The organism is Neorhizobium sp. 2083, from assembly GCF_031455615.1.
Taxonomy (GTDB): Bacteria; Pseudomonadota; Alphaproteobacteria; order Rhizobiales; family Rhizobiaceae; genus Neorhizobium.
This window is the reverse complement of the sequence record NZ_JAVDTC010000006.1, coordinates 327,306-347,460: the sequence shown is the minus strand read 5'-3', so window position 1 is coordinate 347,460 and position 20,155 is coordinate 327,306. Positions and strand designations below refer to the sequence as shown.

Below are 20,155 nucleotides of genomic sequence, written 5' to 3'. Positions count from 1 at the left end.
AAACTATTACGGCAGGCGTGGCACAGACGAGGGAACGGGGCGACTGCGGTTCCACGGGAGTTGATCCGCTGGCTGCAGGTCAGGTGGTTGCTGGGGAACTCGGGTCCATGTCGAAAATTGAACCTGTAAAGCGGGTCCTTTCCTATTGCTCATGGCCGCTGGTGTTCTTTTCCGGCCTTACAGGCTCCTATTTCTCCTTCTCCAGCGACCATCCGATGGTGGCGTTCTCAGCCGTCTATCTGAGTGCGATTGCGGTTCTTTTCGGTCTCGAACGATACATTCCCTACGAAGGGCGGTGGCTCCAGCCGGACGGCGAAACGGCAAACGATATCGCCCATACGCTGCTCACCAAGGGGCTTTTGGAGATCGCCACGCTCCTGGCCGCGATCTTCCCGATGCTCGCCGCCAGCGTGTTGCAGCCGCTGGCCACGCTGCAATTCAGCCTTTGGCCCTCGGCCTTGCCGATGATCATCCAGATCGTGCTGGCCGTGACCATTGCCGAATTCGGCCTCTACTGGTCGCATCGCATCGCCCATGAAAAGCTGTTCTTCTGGCGCTTTCATGCGCTGCATCACAGCGTGACCCGCCTTTGGGTGGTCAATACCGGACGCTTCCATGTGGTCGATTCGCTGTTCAAGCTCACGCTCAGCCAGATCCCGCTCTATCTTCTCGGCGCGCCGCTGCAGGTCTTCTGGTGGCTTGCCGCGGTAACCGCTTTCATCGGCATCCTCACCCATTGCAATGTCGACATGAAGACGGGGCCGTTCGACTTCGTGTTCAGCACTCCACGTCTTCACCGGTGGCACCACTCGCAGGAAATTCGCGAGGGCAACACCAATTACGGCGAGAATATCGTCGTCTTCGACCTGTTGTTCGGCACCTATTTCAATCCCGACCGCCCTTCATCCACGGATATCGGCATCAAGGGGCAGATCGCCCGAGGTTTCCTGCCGCAATTGGCTCAGCCCTTCACCAAGGAAGGGGTCCGCCAGATCCTCGGGCGGCGCCCGAAAGGCAACTGAAACCGGAGCGCGAAGGACGACTGTCCGCGGACGTGGCGGTAACTACTCCGCCGGCAGCGTCACATCTTCCGCCGGCCGTATCCTCAGCCTGGTAATGCGGTTCTTCTCCCGCTTCAACACGATGAATCGCTTGCCATAGAACGTAAACGCCTGCCGCTCCTGCGGAATGAGCTTCGATTCATGGATGACGAGGCCGGCGATGGTCGTCGCCTCGCCATCCGGCAGGCTCCAGTCGAGCGCGCGGTTGAGATCGCGGATCGGCACCGAGCCGTCGACGACGATCGAGCCGTCCGCTTCCTGGCGCACGCCCTGGATTTCGATATCGTGCTCGTCGGCAATATCGCCGACGATCTCCTCGAGAATGTCTTCGAGCGTGACGATGCCCTGCACCTCGCCATATTCGTCGACGACGACCGCGAAATGTCCCTTGCGCCTCAGGAAGGCACTGAGCTGGTCCTTGAGGCTGGTGCTGTCGGGCACGAACCACGGTTTCTGGGCGATCTTGACGATATCGAGGTTTTCCGGCTCGACATTCGGCTCGGCGAGCGCCCGGAGCAGGTCCTTGGCATGCACCACGCCGATGATGTTCTCGGTCGAATTGCGCCAGAGCGGCATGCGCGTATAGGGGCTTTCGAGCACGGTGCGGACCGCCACTTCCGGTGGATCGTCGGCATTGACCGCCCGCATCACCGTCCGGTGCTTCATGACGTCGGAGACTTCCAGCTCTTCGAGCTCGAAAAGGCCGCTCAGGCGGTCGCGATCCTCCTTGTCGAAATTGCCCTCGCGATGGGCCGCATCCAAGGCCTCGTGCAGGTCGTCATGGCCGGAAAGCGACAACGTCTCCTGCGACAGGGAAACGCCGCACAGGCGGAGGAGCCCGCGGATCACCGCGTTGACGGCACGCGACTTGAGGCCCGCCCTGGACGTCATTTCGGCCGTTTTTCCTCCAGGAAGCTCAACACCTCGGACGACGGCACGTCGTTGGCGATGAAGGACTGGCCGATGCCGCGGGTCAGGATGAAGGTGAGCTTGCCGCCCATGACTTTCTTGTCCTGCGCGATGGCCTCGAGCAGCTTTTCGGTCGGCGGCAGTTTGCCGGGAATGTCGCTCATCGACGTCGGCAGGCCGACGGCTTTCAGGTGGGCCGCGACCCGCGCCGCGTCGTCCGGGCTTGCAAGGTTGAGGCGCGCCGAGAACTGGTGCGCCAGAACCATGCCGATCGCCACGCCCTCGCCATGCACCAGGCGGCTGCTGTCGTATTCGGTGGCGGCCTCCAGCGCGTGACCGAACGTGTGGCCGAGATTGAGCAGCGCCCGGCGCCCGGTCTCGCGCTCGTCCTCGACCACGACATCGGCTTTCGCCTGGCAGCTGACCGCAATCGCCTCGATCCGCTCCGGACCACCGGCAAATACGGCTTTCCAGTTCTTCTCGAGCCAGGCAAAGAAATCCGGCTGGTCGATCAGGCCGTATTTCGCCACTTCCGCATAACCGGCCCGGAATTCGCGCTCCGAAAGCGAATCGAGCGCCGCCGTGTCTGCAAGCACGAGATCCGGCTGGTGGAAGACGCCGAGCAGGTTCTTGCCGTGGCGGGTATTGACGCCGGTCTTGCCGCCGACAGACGAATCCACCTGCGCCAGAAGCGAGGTGGGGATCTGCACGAAGCGCACGCCGCGGCGCACGATGCCGGCCGCAAAGCCTGCGAGGTCTCCGATCACGCCGCCGCCGAGCGCGATCACCGCGTCGTTGCGCTCGATGCGGGCCGAAAGCACCATGTCGCAGACGGTCGCCAGGTGGTCGAAGCTCTTGGTCTTCTCGCCGGCCGGCAGCGTCAGCGAGACGGCTTCGATCCCGTCTGTCTGCAGGCTGTCCATCAGCGCTTCGAGATAGAGCGGGCCGACATGCTCGTCGGTGACGATGGCCGCCTTGCGGCCCTTCAGGCGGGAGGTGATCTCACCGCCGGCACGCGTGATCAGGCCGGGCCCGATCAGGATGTCATAGGCGCGTTCGCCGAGCGGCACATGCACCAGGCGCTCGGAGCCTCTTTCGTCGGTTCGGGAAGACATGTTCATCAAAATTCACCTTCGCTCGGCAATTCGCCTTCGCTCGCCAGATTGGCCACCGCCGCAAGCACTTCGTTGACCATCAGGTCTTTGCGAACATTCTCGGACTGAACCGTCAGATCCGCCTCGGCATAGATCGGATAACGCTGGCTCATCAGGTTTTCCAGCGTCTGTTTCGGGTTCTCGGTCTTCAGCAACGGCCGGTGGTCGCGTTTGTTCACCCGTTCCCACAAAACGTCGAGATCGGCCTTCAGCCAGACGGAGATGCCGCCGATCTTGATCTGATGGCGGGTCGCCTCGTTGATGAACGCGCCGCCGCCGGTCGAGACGACGCGCGGACCGCCCCTCAGCAGCCGTTCGATGACGCGGGTTTCCAGCGCCCGGAATTCCGTCTCGCCGTAAGCGGCGAAGAGTTCGCTGATGGTCATGCGCGAAACCTTCTCGATCTCCGCATCCGTATCGATGAAGGGAATGGAAAGCGTCTGCGCCACCAGCCGGCCGATCGCCGATTTGCCGGCCCCCATCAGCCCGACAAAGATCAGGTTGCGCTTGCCGAGCACGGCGCGCGCCTTTTCGCTGAGTGCCGATGCGGCGGAAGTTGCGGCTTCTGTCATTGTTCGGTCCGTTTCGAAAAAACGGTATCGACAAATGCACCGGCAGCGTCAAGCCGTCGCAACCCTCAAAGAATGCGGGGGATTGTTTGTTCTTGCCGATATGTAAACCTTTATCGATATAGTGCGACGCAACTCCGGGAGTCGTGAATGCCCACCCTTTTCCGTTTCCTCTTCGTGCTGGCGGCGATCGCAGGCATCGTTTATGGAAGCATGGTGGCTCTCGTCATGCTGGTGGATCCGCACGAACGCGACGTGACGGTTCGCATACCCTCCGAGCGGCTGAACCAGACAACGCCGCAGCAATAAGGGCGGACGGATAATGGCCGATCTTTCCCGAGCCCATATCGAAGCCTTTCTCGAAATGATGAGCGCCGAGCGGGGAGCCGCCGGCAACACGCTGTCATCCTACGAACGCGACCTCGAAGACCTGCAATCCTTCCTGCTGGCGAGCAGCACTTCGGCCCTGACGGCGCAAAGCGCCAATCTCTCCGCCTATCTCGCCCATCTCGGCGCCCAGGGTTTTGCCGCCTCCTCCCAGGCGCGAAAACTGTCGGCGATGCGGCAGTTCTACAAATTCCTCTATGCCGAAGGCCTGCGCGGCGACGATCCGACGACGATCCTCGACGCGCCGAAAAAAGGCCGCTCGCTGCCGAAAATCATGAGCGAGGACGAGGTGACGCGGCTCCTCGAGCTTGCCGCCAAGGAGGCCGCCGAACCCGGCCCGGAGCAGCTCGCGCGCCTCAGGATGCTGGCGCTGCTCGAACTTCTCTACGCGACCGGCATGCGCGTCAGCGAACTCGTGTCTCTGCCGGTCAAGGTGCTCGATCAGGAGGGCCGTTTCCTGGTCATCCGCGGCAAGGGCAACAAGGAACGCCTGGTGCCGCTGTCACGCTCGGCGATCGCCGCCGTCGCATCCTATGGTGAGGTCCGGCGACAGGCGCTCGCAAAGTCCGGCGACAGCCCGTGGCTGTTTCCCTCGGCCGGCAAGGAGGGTTATCTGCCGAGACAGGTCTTCGCCCGCGACCTCAAGGGGCTGGCCGCCCGCGCCGGACTTAGAGCCGCCGCAATCTCCCCCCATGTGATGCGCCATGCCTTCGCCAGCCACCTCCTTCAGAACGGGGCGGACCTTCGCGTTGTGCAGGAACTGCTCGGCCATTCGGACATTTCCACCACACAAATCTACACGCATGTACTGGAAGAACGGCTGCGCGAGCTGGTTCAAACACACCACCCTCTTGCAAAACAGGCCAAAAACCGGGAATAGAAGCCCCAAACAGAAAATGGGAACTCCGTGTTCCTGAGATAAAACAACCGGAAACCGGCTCCCATGCAGACTTATCTCGATTTCGAAAAGCCAATCTCGGACCTCGAGGGCAAGATTCACGAGCTGAAAAAGCTCGCCTCGGAAGACGAAAGCATCGATACGTCCGAGGAAATCGGCAGGCTGGAGACCCGCGTCAGGGAAGCCACCCGAGAAATCTATTCCAAGCTCGGCGCCTGGGAAAAGACGCAGGTCGCGCGCCATCCGCAGCGGCCGCATTTCGTCGATTATTCCGCCCATCTCTTCACCGATTTCACGCCGCTCGCCGGCGACCGCAATTTCGGCGAGGATGCCGCCATCCAGGCCGGTCTTGCGCGCTTCAACGGCATGCCGGTCGCCGTCATCGGCCAGGAAAAGGGCCACGACACCAAGACCCGCCTCAAGCACAATTTCGGCAGCCCGCGCCCGGAAGGTTATCGCAAGGCGATCCGCGTCATGGAAATGGCCGATCGTTTCCACCTGCCGGTCATCACGCTCATCGACACCGCGGGCGCCTATCCGGGCGTCGGCGCCGAGGAACGCGGCCAGGCGGAGGCAATCGCCCGCTCGACCGAAATGTGCCTCGGCCTCAAGGTGCCGATGGTTTCCGTCGTGATCGGCGAAGGCGGCTCCGGCGGCGCGATCGCGATCGCCACCGGCAACCGCGTCTACATGCTGGAGCATTCGATCTATTCTGTCATCTCGCCGGAAGGCGCGGCATCGATCCTCTGGCGCGATTCGACCCGCGCCCGCGAGGCTGCGACCAACATGAAGATCACCGCCGAAGACCTGAAGAGCCTCGGCATCATCGACGATATCATTCCCGAGCCGATCGGCGGCGCGCATCGCGAGCCCGAGGCCGTCATCACCGCGACAGGCAAGATGATCGCCTCGGCGCTGGAAGACCTTGGGCGGCTTTCGGGCGACGAGGTGCGGGCGGCCCGCCGGCAAAAATTCCTCGATATCGGCCGCAATCTCTGATCGGTAGAGCTCTGCCGCTCAATTAGCCAAATTTGGGCCATATTGCTGATAACATTGGGTGCCGGGCGGTTTTGCTGGACAGGCCGGCGCAAGCGGTTAAGAATATCTAAAGATTACCGCTTCATTATCGAAGTCCTGTACCGAATTCGTTCGTCGTTCCAAGTCTATGTGGTCCGTACCGATGCGCCTGAAACACATCGCTCTCGCTCTCCTCGTGGCAACCGCCCTGACGGGCTGCAACGATACGCTCGATTCCGCGAGCATCGACCTGAAGAGCGTCAAGAACAAGGTCGAGCAGCCGCTGCCTTCGAGCATTCTCGCCGAGATGCAGAAGAAGGACATGCCGCGCACCTCGCCGATCATGATCCGCATCCTCAAGGAAGAGGGCAAGCTGGAAATCTGGAAGGCAAAGGCCGACAACCGGTTCGAGGTGATCAAGAGCTACGATATCTGCGCCTGGTCCGGAAAGCTCGGCCCCAAGGTCAAGGAAGGCGACCGCCAGGCTCCCGAAGGCTTCTACAGCTTGACGCCGGCGCATCTGAACCCGAATTCCAAATATTACCTCGCCATCAACACCGGCTTCCCGAACCGCTACGACGCCGCCAACGGCCGCAGCGGATCGAACCTGATGATCCACGGCGCCTGCTCGTCGTCCGGCTGCTATTCGATGACCGACGAACAGGTTCTGGAGATCTATGCGTTTGCGCGGGACGCCTTCAAGGGCGGCCAGACCTCCGTGCAGCTCCAGGCTCTGCCGTTCCGGATGACCGCGGAGAACATGGCGCGCCACCGCGACAGCCAGAACTTCGACTTCTGGAAGATGATCAAGGTCGGCTACGACAATTTCGAAGTCACCAAGCGCCCGCCGGAAGTCAATGTCTGCGACAAGAAATACGTTTTCAACCAGCAGCTCTCCGGCAATGGCACCTTTGCTCCCGCGGCTGCCTGCCCGCCCATGTCGACGCCTCCGGCGCTCGTCTCGGCGCTGACCTCCTACGAAAAGACCTATCAGGTCTCCTACGCGAAGGCGCTGGAGAAGTTCGACGGCAAGGTCTGGTACGAGCCGACCGAGGCCGAACGCAAGGCGGTGGTCGCCGGCAAGCGCAAGGGCCGCGATATCGCCTATGCACCGACCGGAACCTCGCTCGAAGCCGGCAAGCTGCTCAGCCAGTCGGAATTCCAGGAAATGATGGAAAAGCGGATGGCCTCCCAGAACAAGCCGGCCAATACCGTGCTTGCGTCAGCCTCTCCCGTCACGTTTCGCCCCGGCTCCGCCGCCGACCGCATGAAGCAGGACCGCCTGCCGGCCGAGGCAACCGCCTCCCCCACAGCGCAGGGCAACGTCGCGCAGAGCACCGGCACCATCCCGACGATCACCACGGCCCAGGGCAACACGACCACGGTTCCGATCCCGGCCCAGAACCCGCTTGCCTACGCGGCACCGCCGATCAGCGAACCGCAGAAAAAGCCGTTCTGGAAGTTCTGGAGCAAGGAATGACCTCGACCACCGACGGCCTCTACGATCTGAGAGGCCTGAAGTGCCCCCTGCCCGTGCTGAAGACCCGCCGCCGGCTGAAAAACATGGAGAGCGGCGCGGAACTTGCGATCGAAACCACCGATCCTCTGGCCGGCCTCGACATTCCGCATTTCTGCACGCAGGAAGGCCACGAACTGGTCCGTTCGGAAAAGACCGAGACGGGACATCGTTTCCTGATCCGCAAGGGATAGGCGAATCCTCCGATTAGCCCCTCATCCGCCTGCCGGCACCTTCTCCCCGCACGCGGGGCGAAGGACGGATGCCACACCGACATCGCCTCAATCACCAACCGCGAATGGGGCAAGTCCCCTCTCCCCGTTTACGGGGAGAGGGTTAGGGTGAGGGGCAAGCCCGCCCTAAAACGATCACATGCGAAGGCCAGGAACCGCGAGAGGATTGTCCTCCAGCGCCGCACGATCCGGCCGGTCAATGCGGGGCTGGCCCGTAAACGCGGCGAAAAGATCCGAGACGAAGGCTTCTTCCAGTCCTTGCGTGATCAGCACCATGCGGGTGCGCCGGTCGGAACCGTCGGGCCATTTCGGCAGGCGCTGCGGCGGGTGGAAGACGCTCTGCACCCCATGCAGCACCAGCGGCCGGTCCGGATTGTCGGAAAGCGCCACGATCGCCTTCATCCGCAGCAGCTTTTCGCCATGCGCCGAGCGCAACAGGTCGATGAACATCTCGATCGCCATCGGCTCGATCGGCTTGTCATGAATGATCGAGAAGGACCGGATGTCGTCGCCGTGGCGGTTCACGTCATGATGATGGTGGTCGTGATGGCCGTGCCCGTGATGATCATGGCCATGCTGGTGGTCGTGACCATGGTCGTGGTGATGATGGTCATGATTCTCGCCGGCATCGCTGGCCAGCTCGTCGCGCAGCCAGCGGTCCACGTCTGCGATCTTGGTCGCCGGATCGTAAAGTCCGTTCACGAGGATGGCCGCCGTACCCGCCTCGTTGCTGTCGCCATCGACGATGGGCGCCCGGGGATTGAGTTCCGCGAGCCGCGATTTGAGGGCCGCCAGCTGGGCAGCATCCGCCATCGACAATTTGGAGATGATCAGCCGGTCCGCCACCGCCACCTGCTTTACCGCCTCCTGGTGACGGTCGAGCGTCGATACCCCGTTGACCGCGTCGACCACGGTGATGACGCCGTCGAGCTCGAAATTCTGCGCGATGACCGGATTGCCCATCACCGACTGCATGACCGGTGCCGGATCCGCAAGGCCCGTCGTTTCGATGACGATCCGGCGGATCGGTTTCAGCCGACCGGTCTGGATGCCGTCCATGATCGAGGCGAGCGAATCCACCAGCTCGCCGCGCACCGTGCAGCAGAGGCAGCCATTGGCGATTTCCAGCAGCGCATCGCCGGACGCCTCCACCAGGAAATTGTCGATGCTGACCTCGCCGAACTCGTTGATGATCACGGCCGTGTCGCTGGTGCCGGGATCCTTGAGGATACGGTTGAGCAGCGTCGATTTTCCCGCACCGAGAAAGCCGGTGAGGATGGAGACCGGGATCCGGTTCTGGGCAGAAGACATCATCTATTCCCGTTCAGAATGTCGGGCGCGGCTGCGGGATCGGCACGTTGACGGCATTGGCGGCAACCGTTGCCTTCTTGGCGCCCTTGGGCGGCGGGGGCGGCGCCTCGCCACCGGAAATCAGGGTCAGCATCGTGTAGACCGGCGGGCGGGCCATTTCATGGATATAGGGCGAATGCTGGATGGTGCGGCCCGTATCGTCACGGGTTTCGCTGCGCACCTTGGCCGCCTTCGGATTGCAGATTTCGGCGCTGACGTCGTTGACGGGAGCCGTATCGCCATAGGGTGCTAGCGCCGGCAGCGCCACGCCCTGGGGCACGGCCGAGCTCAGCCCCTGCTGCAACAGGTTGGCGGTGTCGTCGGCGCGGCCGGCGAGGCTGTCCGAGCCGAGCACCACGGAAATCACCGAACGGCCGTCCCGTGTCGCGGAACCGATCTGGTTGAAGCCGGAGGCGCAGATGAAACCGGTCTTCATGCCGTCGGCACCGTCGAAACGGCCGATCAGCGTGTTGAAATTGGGATATTGCTTGGAGCCGGTATCGATACCCTCGAGCGAGAAATAGCTCTGGTATTCTGGGAAATCCTGCTTGAGCCTCAGCGTCAGCAGCGCGAGATCCCGCGCGGTCGAGAACTGACCCTTGCCCGGCAGGCCGTGCGGATTGATATATTGGGTGGAATTCATGCCGAGTGCCTTGGCCTGGGCATTCATCATCGCCACGAACTGTTCCTGCGTGCCGCCGACAGCCTCGGCCACCGCAACCGCCATGTCGTTCGCCGACTTGACGAGCATCATCTTCAACGCGTTGTCCATCGTCATCGTCGTGCCGGGCGTGAAGTACATCTTGCTCGCCGGCTGGTCGGCGGCGACCTTGCTCATCACCACCGGCGTGTCGAGCGAGAGCTTGCCGGTCTTCAGCGCCTTGAAGGTCACATAGGCCGTCATCAGCTTGGTGAGCGACGCCGGATACCATTTGAGGAACGCATCCTCATGGGCGATCACCTTGCCGGTCTTTACATCGACGACGATTTTCGGATTGGCGGCAGCGGTTCCGGCGGCAGCGACAAGGGCAAGCGCCGAGAGGGCGCAGATCAGCCGGGTGGCGGAGGCGGATCGGAGGCTGAAGGTCGGCAAGATAGTCCCTCGTTGTTGCGGCTTAACGAGTGTGGCGCATATGCGGCTTATGTGGCCAACCGATGGCAAAGCTCTCTGCTGATATTGCATGGCCCAAGACGCTCAAGCCCAGTGTGTCTTTCACCCTGCTCTTTTAAGCCTATGCCAGCCTGATTTGGCAAGCATCAAGGCGCAATGCACGACAGAATTTGATCGCCACCCATCGCCCTGTTCCTCAGTCACAATGACCGAAAAACCGCTTCAGCGGGAGCCGTGCGCGATCGGATGGAAAAAATGCGAGCCAGCCCGCCCCAAGAAACCGATAGGTTAACAGATTGCAAACGACGCGAATCCGGCCATAATGCGGACACAATTGCAAAAGTTTTTTTCTTCGCGGAAAGCATGTTCAAAAATGTTCGGTTCCGTTACCAGAATGAACTTCAAATGGCGTGTTTTTCTTCTTTCTTGCACAGCCATACCAGTTTGGTCGGCGCCTGACATGGCATCGGCCTCCTGCGTATCTACGGGATCGATTGCGTCTCAAAATTGCGACGCGTCTTACATCCAGCAAATTACGAATGCCGGCTCTTCGTCTTTGACGATCAGCGACGAAACCACGGTCTATGTCAGGATGGCGCCGCTGAACGCCTCCACGACGCCGACGCAACATACGCTTCGCATCACTGGAAGCACGACGATCTACAATCCCGCCTACGCGGCAATCTATACCTATACCGACGCACAGGACCATGATCTCGAACTCTATCTTGGCGGTGATGTGGTCGTCGGTTCGGATGGCGGCGGCTTGGGGGCGATCTGGCTGAGAAACCAGGTCTCAGGTGATATTTCCGTTGAAAGCGCCGCAACGGTGACATCGACGAGCGGCCCTGCGATTACCGTGACGACGAACCAGGGGGCCGTCTCGATCATCAACAGCGGCAGCGTCACTGCGACCACGGACAGGGGCATTTATGCTGACGGAGGCTACAACGATAGCGACCTCGCGCCGGTGGAAGTGTCGATTGACAACAGCGGGACGGTCGACGCCTACCTTGCTGGCATCCGGGCGATAAACTGGCACGGGCTTTCGACGATCGAAAATTCCGGGGTGGTTACCTCCGAGACCTTGCAGGGATTGATAGCCTGGTCGGCCTCCGGTGCGGTTGACGTGACCAACTCGGGCACGGTAACCGCCGAAGACAGCATCGCTCTGCAGGCGTGGAGCACCGCGGCAGACGTAACCGTCTATAACAGCGGCGAACTCAATTCTCATGATGACACCGCCCATGCCGATGCGGGTAGCGGTCACTACGGCATCCACGCGCGTGCCGACACCTCCGGCAACATAACCGTGACCAATAGCACGGGGGGCGTTGTCAACGCGCCCGATTCGATCGGCATCTACGCCCAGACAGACAGCGGAAACGTCACCATTACCAACTCCGGCCGCATCAACGCGCTGACCGGCATCGACGCCGTCACCGGTAGCGGGACCGTTGGTATCGTCAACATGGGCGAAATCACGGCCAGCGGCAACGGCGTGACGCTGCGAGGCGGCCGGCTGACAAACAGCGGCTCGATAAGCGGCAACGTCTATGGTCTCAGTCTGGACGTGTCCGGCAGCATCGTGACCAACAGCGGAACGATATCCGGCGACGTCGCGTCGGTCTATTTCGCCACGGGTGGAAACACCCTGAATATCAGTCCGAATGCGAAATTCACCGGAGTTGTGGATTACAACAACACGACCGGCAACACGACGGCATTCGGATCGGGCAGCTATCACATTCCCGCTGCCAACTACATCGCAGCCGGAAACACCATCCGGCTCGACAACAGCTCCCAGTTGGCGATCCTGGCCAATGCCGACACGTCGGGAAGCATTGACGTGATCTCGGCCGCCCCGGAAGTCGGCAAGGCGGTCGGCAGCTATACGAATTCGGTTTCGGATGTGATCGGCAGCATTCTGGCGATTGATATCGACCGTCCCACCGCCACGCTTGGAGAAGTGAATACCGGCCCAACCTTCTACGCCGAGCCCACGAGGAAGTCGCCTGCCGAAAACGCGATTGCGTCCATCACCCATGGAACGGTTGTCGATCCGTATGGGACCCTGCTTTGGGCGCGCGTCTTTGGCGGTGGCCGGGAACAGTCAGGTTCCGGGAGCACGCCGGAAAGCAATATCTACCATTATGGCCTTATCTTCGGCGCGGATCGGCAATTCGACAATAAACGGCTGGGCATCTTTGCGGGCGGCGGCGCGGTATCGGCGAGTTCCGCGGAAAGCGGAAACTGGCTCGAAGGAAGCACCGGCTTTGCGGGCGTTTATGCCGCCGCCCCCGTCGGCGACTTGACACTCAATGCGTCTCTGACGCTGGGCATGATAGACAGCGACAGCAAACGTTCGATCAATTCCGGCGCTGAAACCGCAGAAGGCAATTTCCTGGGCTGGTATGCGTCACCCGAGTTCTCGCTCAGCCGCAGGTATTCGATCGCGTCGGACTGGACGATGACGCCAAGTGCGGGCCTGCGATATGTGGGAGCCTACTACGAAGGCTACGACGAATCGGGTTCGTCCCAGAACCTGAGCTATGCAGGGCGCGACAGTCATTCATTGGAAGGACGTTTCCAGTTGGAATTCAGCCGTCATTTTGCCATGGAGGCTGGGAGAAAAGGCTCCATTTCGTTCTCGGGCGCCATCACCGGTCGCCAGAACCTCGGATCAGACAGCTACGTCGCCTCTTTGAACAATACCGAATTCAGCCTCGAAAACGCCTCTGACCGCAACGTTCTCGGCGCCACTGTTGGTATCGGCTTCGACGTCCCGGTAAGCGCGACAACCAACATCTACGGCGCCGTCGAAGGTTCGGTGAACACCGATCAATCGAAAGCATATACCGGGCGGATCGGGATGAAAGCCATATTCTGACCCCGCTGAATATGAGGATGGAGCCGTCACCGGATCGAAATGTGTTTCGCTGGCGCAGGCGACCGACCGGCGATGTTCATTGCAATGCCCCGAAAAAGGCCAGCTATCACAACGCCTTGATAGAAATCTGCCTTATCCTGCAAGGGAGGCAACTTGCAGGAAGATTGATTACGTCGATCATGACAGGCACACTCCACCCGGGAGGACTTGTTATAACCGCGTGACCAGCCAACAACAGGGAATCTTATGCCGATTTTGAACCGGGCTGCCGAACTTCAGGGCGAAGTCAGCGAGTGGCGACGATATCTTCATGAAAATCCTGAAATTCTTTACGAGGTAGAGAACACTGCCTCGTTCGTGGAACAGAAGCTGAGGGAATTCGGCGTCGACGAGGTCGTGCCCGGCATCGGCCGCACCGGCGTCGTCGGCATCATCCGCGGCAAGGGCCCGGGCGGCCGCACGATCGGGCTTCGGGCCGACATGGATGCCCTGCCGCTCACCGAGATCACCGGCAAGCCCTGGGCTTCGAAACACCCCGGCAGGATGCATGCCTGCGGCCACGACGGCCACACGTCGATGCTGCTCGGCGCGGCGAAATACCTTGCGGAAACCCGCAATTTCAACGGCACCGTCGCACTGATCTTCCAGCCCGCCGAAGAGGGCGGCGCCGGTGCGCTGGCAATGGTCGAAGACGGCATGATGGAACGTTTCGGCATCGAGGAAGTCTACGGCATGCATAACATGCCGGGCATTCCGCTCGGCCAGTTCGCCATCCGCAAGGGCGGCATCATGGCGGCGCCCGATCGCTTCACCATCACCATCAAGGGCCGCGGCGGCCATGCGGCACAGCCGCACAAGACCATCGACCCGATCTTCATCGGCTCGCAGCTGGTCGGCAGCCTGCAGGCGATCGCCGCCCGCAATGCCGATCCGGTGCGCTCGATCGTCATTTCGGTTACCCGCTTCGATGCCGGCACGACCCACAACATCATTCCCGACCAAGCGACGCTCTGGGGCACGGTCCGCACGCTCAGCGAAGAGACGCGCGATCTTGCCGAAACGCGGATCCGCCAGATCGTCGAAGGTATCGTCGGCGCCCATGGCGCCGAGGCGGAGATCGATTACGAACGCAAATGCCCGGTGACCGTCAATCACGACCGGGAAACCGAACATGCCGTCGCCGTCGCGACCGAGGTGGCGGGCGCTTCCAATGTCGATGCCAATGTCGATCCGACCATGGCCGGCGAGGACTTCGCCTTCATGCTGAAAAAGCGTCCCGGCGCCTTCATCTTCATCGGCAACGGCGATACGGCCGCCCTCCATAACCCGCACTACGATTTCGACGACGAGGCGATTTCATACGGCATTTCGTATTGGGTGCGTCTCGCCGAACATCGGTTGACGGAATGAGGCCAATGAAAGGGCTTGGCTAAACGCCTCGCCTTTTGTATGGAATTCCTCACGTGGTCCCATAGCTCAGCAGGATAGAGCGCAGGATTCCTAATCCTGAGGCCGATGGTTCGAATCCATCTGGGATCACCACTCGCTTCTCATCGAACAATCGTCGGCGTCCGGTCCATTCGTTTCGGCCGCCTGACCGAGCGGAGCACGCCACGACGGGCGGCGCCCAGCAGTGCAGCAATCAGCCAGCCGCAGAAAAGCCCGCCTGCCGCCCAGGTGAGACCGGCGAAATCCACCGGCACGCCGGGCACGTAATCGCGCCAGGCGTTCGCAAACGTCGTCGAATCGGGGTTGCGCATCACCACGAAAGGTTTGGTGAAGGGCGGCGCGAGCGTCAGCTCCTTCTGCTGCTTCGCGAGCATTTCATAACGCGAAAAGGTTCGCCGCATCGCTTCGCCCTGATTGCGCAGGAAGGTCTGCGGCGAGGCGGAATAGATGTTGAGCGCCTCCTGGCGATCGAGGCCGTTATGGTTGGCCTGGGCGTCGAATTCCGAGATCAGGATCTTCAGCTCGTCGAGTGCCCCGCCGATCCGCTGGCGGTACTGCTGCGCGAATTCCGGCGCCTGCGAGAAGAAGATCCCGCCAAGCAGCGCCATCGCCATCGTGAGCATTCTTCCGAGCATGAGCATGGCAAAACCTCGGTTGTTTCGCCGATCAACGACGCGGGGGCGTCAAAGGTTGCCTTGCCCGGCCCGCACATGCTCCATGCGAAAGCCGAGGCCGATCAGCCGGCCCGCGAGATGGGCAAGCAGCGGAAAGCGGGCGATGCCCCGGATGAAGCCCGGCGGACCTTTGCTTTTCCGATCATCCGCCTGATCAGTGCGCCGGCTGCTCCTCATCATCAACTGCAGCTTCTGCGTCGCTCTGGTCGGAAAGCTGCGCCGCTTTTCGACGGCGGCGAGATCGCCATCGGTCAGGCGCCTTTCGCGCAGGGGCGCGATCAAGATATTGGCGGCCGCCACCGCATCCTGGATCGCCAGATTGACACCGACGCCGCCGATCGGCGACATTGCATGCGCCGCATCGCCGATGCAGATCAGCCCTGAGCGCCACCATTGCTTCAGCCGGTCGATCCGCACCGTGAGCAGGCTCGTGTCCTCGAAACTGCGGATTTCCTGCATTCGCGCCGCCGGCAACGGCGAGACATCGGCCACCATCCGCCGGAAGGCCTCGATGCCCTTTTCGCGGATTTCCGCAAACGTGGTGCGGCGGATGACATAACCGCACTGCCAATAGTCGCCGCGGTCGATCAGCACGAAACCCTGGCGCGGGCCGGCATGGCCCATGACCTCATTGGGATCGCCCGGCTGTTTCGACAGCTTCATCCAGACCACTTCGCTCGGAATGCCGAAACTCTCCACCTCGAGCCCCGCCTTTTCGCGGACGACGGAATTGCGGCCGTCAGCGCCGACGACAAGCGTGGAGTGGATCGTGAGTTTTCCTTTGGGCGTCTCCAGGCTGAGGCCACGGATTACTCCCTGCTCCTCCAGCACGTCGACCACCTTCGCCTGCATGATCAGCCGGAAGTTCGGATAGGCTTGCGTCTTGGCGGCCAGAAAGCTCAGGAAATCCCATTGCGGCATGAAGGCGATGAAGCGGTTCCTGACCGGCAGCCGTGAAAAGTCGGCGATCGTAATCGTCTTGCCGCCCATCTCGGCGGAGAGTTTTGGCGCCCGCGTGTGCGGCAGCCGCAGGAATTCGTCGATCAGGCCGAGCTCGTGCATCACCTCCAGCGTCGAGGGATGGATCGTGTCGCCGCGAAAATCGCGCAGGAAATCCGCGTGCTTCTCGGCGACGACGACATCGACGCCGGCCCGCGCCAGCAGAAGGCCCAGCATCAGCCCCGCCGGGCCTGCACCGGCAATCACACAGGTCGTCCGAATTTCACCTTGTTCGTTCATCATCCCACTTCGCGCAAAGACAATCCGTTGTGCAAGCTGCACTTGGTCGCAGCGGGGCCGAATTCAAGCCCGCTCTTGTGAGCCGCGGCTTTCGCTTGTAGACCGAAGGCAGCTTTAGGAAATGGAAGACAGCATGGCCGAAACCGGCAAGCGCCGCATCAGCATCCTCGGTTCCACCGGCTCGATCGGCGTCAATACGCTCGATGTGGTGAACCAGCTCGGCGGTCGCGAGGCCTTCGACGTCGTGGCGATCACCGGCAACAGCAATATCGCGCTTCTGGCGAAACAGGCGAAGGCATGCGGCGCCAAGCTCGCCGTGACGGCCGACGATCGCCAATATGCCGCACTGAAGAATGCTCTTGCCGGCACCGGTATCGAGGTCGCCGCCGGCCGCGAGGCGCTGATCGAGGCGGGCGCGCGGCCATCCGACTGGGTGATGGCCGCGATCGTCGGCACCGCCGGCCTTGCCCCGACGCTGGCCGCCGCGGAACGCGGCGCCGATATCGCGCTCGCCAACAAGGAATGCCTCGTCTCGGCCGGCGAACTGTTCGTCAAGGCGGTCGCCGAGGGCGGCGGACGGCTGATCCCGGTGGACAGCGAGCACAGCGCCATCTTCCAGTCGCTCGAAGACGACCAGCACCATGCGGTCGAACGCATCGTGCTCACCGCCTCCGGCGGCCCCTTCCGTACCTGGACCCGCGAGCAGATGGCGGGCGTGACGGCGGATATCGCCCGTGCCCACCCCAACTGGTCCATGGGCCTGAAAATCTCGATCGGCAGCGCCTCGATGTTCAACAAGGCGCTGGAGATGATCGAAGCGAAACATCTCTTCGACCTCCGCCCAGACCAGATCGAGGTGATCGTCCATCCGCAGTCGGTCATCCATTCGATGGTCGGTTATGCGGATGGCTCGGTGCTGGCCCAGCTCGGCTGTCCGGACATGCGCACCGCGATCGGTTACGCGCTGACCTATCCGAACCGCTCGAAGCTCGATGTCGAGCGGCTGGATTTCGCCAGGCTCGCCAGGCTCGATTTCGAGGCACCGGACGAGGTGCGGTTCCCGGCATTGAGGCTGGCGCGCACCGCGCTGGAGCGCGGCGGCGTGCAGGGCGCCGTCATGAACGCTGCTGAAGAGATTTCCTTCCACGCCTTCTGCGCCGGCCGCATCGGTTTTCTTGAAATGGCCGATGTCGCAGAACGGGTCATGGACGACATGGCCGGGGTCGCTGCGGCGACGACAATGGACGAGGTGTTTGCTGCCGATGCCGAGGCGAGACGTCGGGCCGGAGAGATCGTCGCGCAGAAGGAGATGGCGGCTTAACCGTCCGTCACAGCCTCTCATCCGTCAAAGTCCTGGGCCGGCGCTCAAATTGCTTAAATCGGCCGGGGTAGGACATTACTTATTAAAGCTCAGCCCTACTGATAAAGTACATCCTTCAAACACCGTTCGCACGTGGCATTATTTCCATGCGGATGGAGGCTTTGTATCGTGTACCAGTTCCTGAGCTATTGGATAGATCTTCCTATTGTTGATGCACTTCAAAAGCTATCCCATCACAGCGAGATCGCGGATGCTGTTCTGGTAAAGATTCTGACCAGACCAACATTCAAGATGTTCCCATGCGTCATCTTCGCAATGTATGTTTTCTTTTGCACCAGAGATGATCGGAAAAATGCATTTATATGCAATCTGGTAATCGGGGCTATTCTGACGATCGCATCCAGCCGGCTGTTGCAGGATTTTCTCCCGGCGCGCCCGAGGCCACTTCACGCCAATATTCCCGATTTCATTCCCCCCTTCGGCATAGGAGATGAAATCCTAAGGGACTGGAGTTCGTTTCCCAGCGATACCATGGCGTTAGCCATGGCCATGGCAACAGCTATCTTCCTGCATTCTCGGCGCCTCGGAGTGCTGTTTTTCATCTGGTCTATCGCGATCGTGGGTTTTCCGCGAATGTATGCAGGATTTCACTATATGACCGACGTTGTCGGCGGAGCATTTCTCGGCGTGGCGGGGACACTGCTGGTGGACAAGCTTCTCCGCAAACACCTCGTGAAAATGCTGCGATACTCCTTGGCCAATTATTTTTGGGTCACTAACGTCGCGCTGATTTTGTTTCTATTTCAGGCGGCAACCATGTTCGATGACCTGCGATCGTCAAGTAGCGAGCTCAAACGGGCCATACAGCAAGACTATCTCAAGATAGCTCGTGGACATGATGATATTACTGTCTCCGCGCGCCATAACTGAGAGCGGAAACTTATCGAATAAAGGATACCAGCACGACTAAGCCACGTGCCGCGCCAGCGCGCAGCGCGACCAGAGCTGGTGCAGCGAGCCGACCAGGTGCTCGATATCCGCATCGCTGTGCAGCGGCGTCGGGGTGATGCGCAGGCGTTCGGTCTTGCGCGGCACGGTCGGATAGTTGATCGGCTGCACATAGACGTTGCAGGTGTCGAGCAGGATATCCGAGATCCACTTGCACTTGGCCGCGTCCCCGACCATGACCGGAACGATATGGCTCGGGTTGTGCATATGCGGAATGCCCTGGTGGTCGAGCATCGTGCGCAGTTTTCTGACGCGGTCCTGATGGCGGACGCGCTCGAACGGGCTTGCCTTCAGATGCCGGATCGAGGCGATCGCCCCGGCTGCCAGCGTCGGCGGCAGGGCGGTGGTGAAGATGAAGCCCGAGGCGAAGGAGCGGATGAAATCACAGAGCGCGCTGGAGGCGGCGATATAACCGCCCATCACGCCAAAAGCCTTGCCGAGCGTGCCTTCGATGATCGTCACACGGTCCATCAGGCCTTCGCGTTCGGCAATGCCGCCGCCGCGCGGGCCGTACATGCCGACCGCATGCACTTCGTCGAGATAGGTCATCGCGCCGTATTTGTCGGCAAGGTCACAGATGTCCTTGATCGGCGAGATGTCGCCATCCATCGAATAGACGCTTTCGAAGGCGATCAGCTTCGGCGCGTTCGGATCGGCGGCCGCCAGCTTGGCTTCGAGGTCATTGAGGTCGTTGTGCTTCCAGATCACCCGTTCGCACTTGGCGTAACGGATGCCCTCGATCATCGAGGCGTGGTTCAGCGCGTCGGAGAAAATGATCAGGCCGGGGATCTTCTGGCCGAGCGTGCCGAGCGTCGCCCAGTTCGACATATAGCCGGAATTGAAGATCAGGCCCGCTTCCTTGCCGTGCAGGTCGGCAAGCTCCTGCTCCAGCATGACGTGGTAGTGTGTGGTGCCAGAAATATTCCGGGTGCCTCCCGCACCCGCGCCACAGTGATCGATGGCTTCCTTCATCGCCTCGATCACGGCGGGGTGCTGGCCCATGCCGAGATAATCGTTGGAACACCAGACGGTCACTTCCTTCGGGCCATCGGGAGTATGGCGCGTGGCGCGGGGAAAATTGCCGCGGTGCCTCTCCAGATCGGCGAACACGCGGTAACGGCCTTCACCATGAAGCCCGTCCAGTTCGCTCTTGAAAAATGCCTCAAAGTCCATGCTCATCACACTCCAGAACCTGCTTCGGTTTTGGTTTCAGCCGCGCTTTTCGTCAACCCCGGACCGCGCGAATAGAACCAACCTGCGGCAAAAGGCCCGCTTTTTTTGAATTATTCCAATAAAAAGGTAAGCGATTTCGAAAATGTGAGAATTGATCCACGTCAAGCAGCAAAAAGAAGAGCGGTGTTCCCCGCTC

At 61.2% G+C, this 20,155-nt stretch carries 17 protein-coding genes, 1 tRNA gene and 1 pseudogene; 11 read left to right on the top strand and 8 right to left on the bottom strand.

Annotated features, from left to right (window positions below; translation table 11 throughout):
- The first annotated feature begins 107 nt into the window (after nucleotides 1-107).
- The gene (locus tag J2X76_RS23440; protein WP_310219739.1) at nucleotides 108-1,022 is read left to right on the top strand and encodes a sterol desaturase family protein; all 915 of its coding nucleotides are present in this window, start codon (nucleotides 108-110) and stop codon (nucleotides 1,020-1,022) included.
- A gap of 42 nt (nucleotides 1,023-1,064) precedes the next feature.
- On the opposite strand, the pseudogene J2X76_RS23435 reads toward J2X76_RS23440, so the two are convergent.
- The 3 genes and pseudogenes from J2X76_RS23435 to J2X76_RS23425 form a co-directional block, all read right to left on the bottom strand.
- A pseudogene (locus J2X76_RS23435) lies at nucleotides 1,065-1,937 on the bottom strand (HlyC/CorC family transporter); the annotation flags it as partial.
- Between the two features lie 11 nt (nucleotides 1,938-1,948).
- Nucleotides 1,949-3,091: a 3-dehydroquinate synthase gene (gene aroB / locus J2X76_RS23430; protein ID WP_310219737.1), complete on the bottom strand. Its 1,143-nt coding sequence runs from the start codon at nucleotides 3,089-3,091 to the stop codon at nucleotides 1,949-1,951.
- Nucleotides 3,091-3,696: a shikimate kinase gene (locus J2X76_RS23425; RefSeq protein ID WP_310219734.1), complete on the bottom strand. Its 606-nt coding sequence runs from the start codon at nucleotides 3,694-3,696 to the stop codon at nucleotides 3,091-3,093. The genes aroB and J2X76_RS23425 overlap by 1 nt, the downstream gene beginning before the upstream one ends.
- Before the next feature lie 147 nt (nucleotides 3,697-3,843).
- Between J2X76_RS23425 and J2X76_RS23420 the strand changes: the two genes are divergently transcribed.
- The 5 genes from J2X76_RS23420 (at nucleotide 3,844) to J2X76_RS23400 (ending at nucleotide 7,705) form a co-directional block, all read left to right on the top strand.
- On the top strand, nucleotides 3,844-4,002 hold the full coding sequence (locus J2X76_RS23420; RefSeq protein WP_113128538.1) for a hypothetical protein: 159 nt from the start codon (nucleotides 3,844-3,846) through the stop codon (nucleotides 4,000-4,002).
- A gap of 13 nt (nucleotides 4,003-4,015) precedes the next feature.
- Nucleotides 4,016-4,960: a site-specific tyrosine recombinase XerD gene (xerD, locus tag J2X76_RS23415; protein WP_310219731.1), complete on the top strand. Its 945-nt coding sequence runs from the start codon at nucleotides 4,016-4,018 to the stop codon at nucleotides 4,958-4,960.
- 63 nt (nucleotides 4,961-5,023) lie between these two features.
- Nucleotides 5,024-5,977: an acetyl-CoA carboxylase carboxyltransferase subunit alpha gene (locus tag J2X76_RS23410; protein WP_113128540.1), complete on the top strand. Its 954-nt coding sequence runs from the start codon at nucleotides 5,024-5,026 to the stop codon at nucleotides 5,975-5,977.
- A gap of 181 nt (nucleotides 5,978-6,158) precedes the next feature.
- Nucleotides 6,159-7,475, top strand: coding sequence for a murein L,D-transpeptidase family protein (locus tag J2X76_RS23405; RefSeq protein WP_113128602.1), 1,317 nt, complete (start codon nucleotides 6,159-6,161; stop codon nucleotides 7,473-7,475).
- Nucleotides 7,472-7,705 (top strand): sulfurtransferase TusA family protein, encoded by a 234-nt coding sequence (locus J2X76_RS23400; protein WP_310219728.1) that lies wholly within the window; start codon nucleotides 7,472-7,474, stop codon nucleotides 7,703-7,705. The genes J2X76_RS23405 and J2X76_RS23400 overlap by 4 nt, the downstream gene beginning before the upstream one ends.
- A gap of 174 nt (nucleotides 7,706-7,879) precedes the next feature.
- Here J2X76_RS23400 and J2X76_RS23395 read toward each other — a convergent pair whose 3' ends face one another.
- Both J2X76_RS23395 and J2X76_RS23390 read right to left on the bottom strand, forming a co-directional pair.
- Nucleotides 7,880-9,055 (bottom strand): GTP-binding protein, encoded by a 1,176-nt coding sequence (locus J2X76_RS23395; protein ID WP_310219726.1) that lies wholly within the window; start codon nucleotides 9,053-9,055, stop codon nucleotides 7,880-7,882.
- Between the two features lie 13 nt (nucleotides 9,056-9,068).
- On the bottom strand, nucleotides 9,069-10,187 hold the full coding sequence (locus tag J2X76_RS23390; RefSeq protein WP_310219725.1) for a D-alanyl-D-alanine carboxypeptidase family protein: 1,119 nt from the start codon (nucleotides 10,185-10,187) through the stop codon (nucleotides 9,069-9,071).
- A gap of 478 nt (nucleotides 10,188-10,665) precedes the next feature.
- On the opposite strand from J2X76_RS23390, the gene J2X76_RS23385 reads away from it, so the two are divergent.
- The 3 genes from J2X76_RS23385 to J2X76_RS23375 all read left to right on the top strand — a co-directional run bounded on the left by J2X76_RS23385 (nucleotide 10,666) and on the right by J2X76_RS23375 (nucleotide 14,637).
- Nucleotides 10,666-13,095, top strand: coding sequence for an autotransporter domain-containing protein (locus J2X76_RS23385; protein ID WP_310219724.1), 2,430 nt, complete (start codon nucleotides 10,666-10,668; stop codon nucleotides 13,093-13,095).
- Between the two features lie 246 nt (nucleotides 13,096-13,341).
- On the top strand, nucleotides 13,342-14,505 hold the full coding sequence (locus tag J2X76_RS23380) for a M20 aminoacylase family protein (RefSeq protein WP_310219722.1): 1,164 nt from the start codon (nucleotides 13,342-13,344) through the stop codon (nucleotides 14,503-14,505).
- Between the two features lie 55 nt (nucleotides 14,506-14,560).
- A tRNA-Arg gene (locus J2X76_RS23375) sits at nucleotides 14,561-14,637 on the top strand.
- A gap of 8 nt (nucleotides 14,638-14,645) precedes the next feature.
- On the opposite strand, the gene J2X76_RS23370 is transcribed toward J2X76_RS23375, so the two are convergent.
- Both J2X76_RS23370 and J2X76_RS23365 read right to left on the bottom strand, forming a co-directional pair.
- Nucleotides 14,646-15,185: a DUF2937 family protein gene (locus tag J2X76_RS23370; RefSeq protein WP_113284271.1), complete on the bottom strand. Its 540-nt coding sequence runs from the start codon at nucleotides 15,183-15,185 to the stop codon at nucleotides 14,646-14,648.
- Between the two features lie 42 nt (nucleotides 15,186-15,227).
- A complete protein-coding gene (locus J2X76_RS23365) occupies nucleotides 15,228-16,460 on the bottom strand; it encodes an FAD-dependent oxidoreductase (RefSeq protein ID WP_310219719.1) in 1,233 nt (410 codons plus the stop codon).
- Nucleotides 16,461-16,590: 130 nt separating this feature from the next.
- Between J2X76_RS23365 and dxr the strand changes: the two genes are divergently transcribed.
- Nucleotides 16,591-17,778: a 1-deoxy-D-xylulose-5-phosphate reductoisomerase gene (dxr, locus tag J2X76_RS23360; protein WP_310219717.1), complete on the top strand. Its 1,188-nt coding sequence runs from the start codon at nucleotides 16,591-16,593 to the stop codon at nucleotides 17,776-17,778.
- A 168-nt stretch (nucleotides 17,779-17,946) separates the two neighbouring features.
- A complete protein-coding gene (locus J2X76_RS23355; RefSeq protein WP_310219713.1) occupies nucleotides 17,947-18,708 on the top strand; it encodes a phosphatase PAP2 family protein in 762 nt (253 codons plus the stop codon).
- A gap of 36 nt (nucleotides 18,709-18,744) precedes the next feature.
- Here the strand turns inward: J2X76_RS23355 and hemA are convergent, their stop codons facing one another.
- A complete protein-coding gene (gene hemA / locus J2X76_RS23350) occupies nucleotides 18,745-19,959 on the bottom strand; it encodes a 5-aminolevulinate synthase (RefSeq protein WP_310219712.1) in 1,215 nt (404 codons plus the stop codon).
- Between the last annotated feature and the right edge of the window lie 196 nt (nucleotides 19,960-20,155).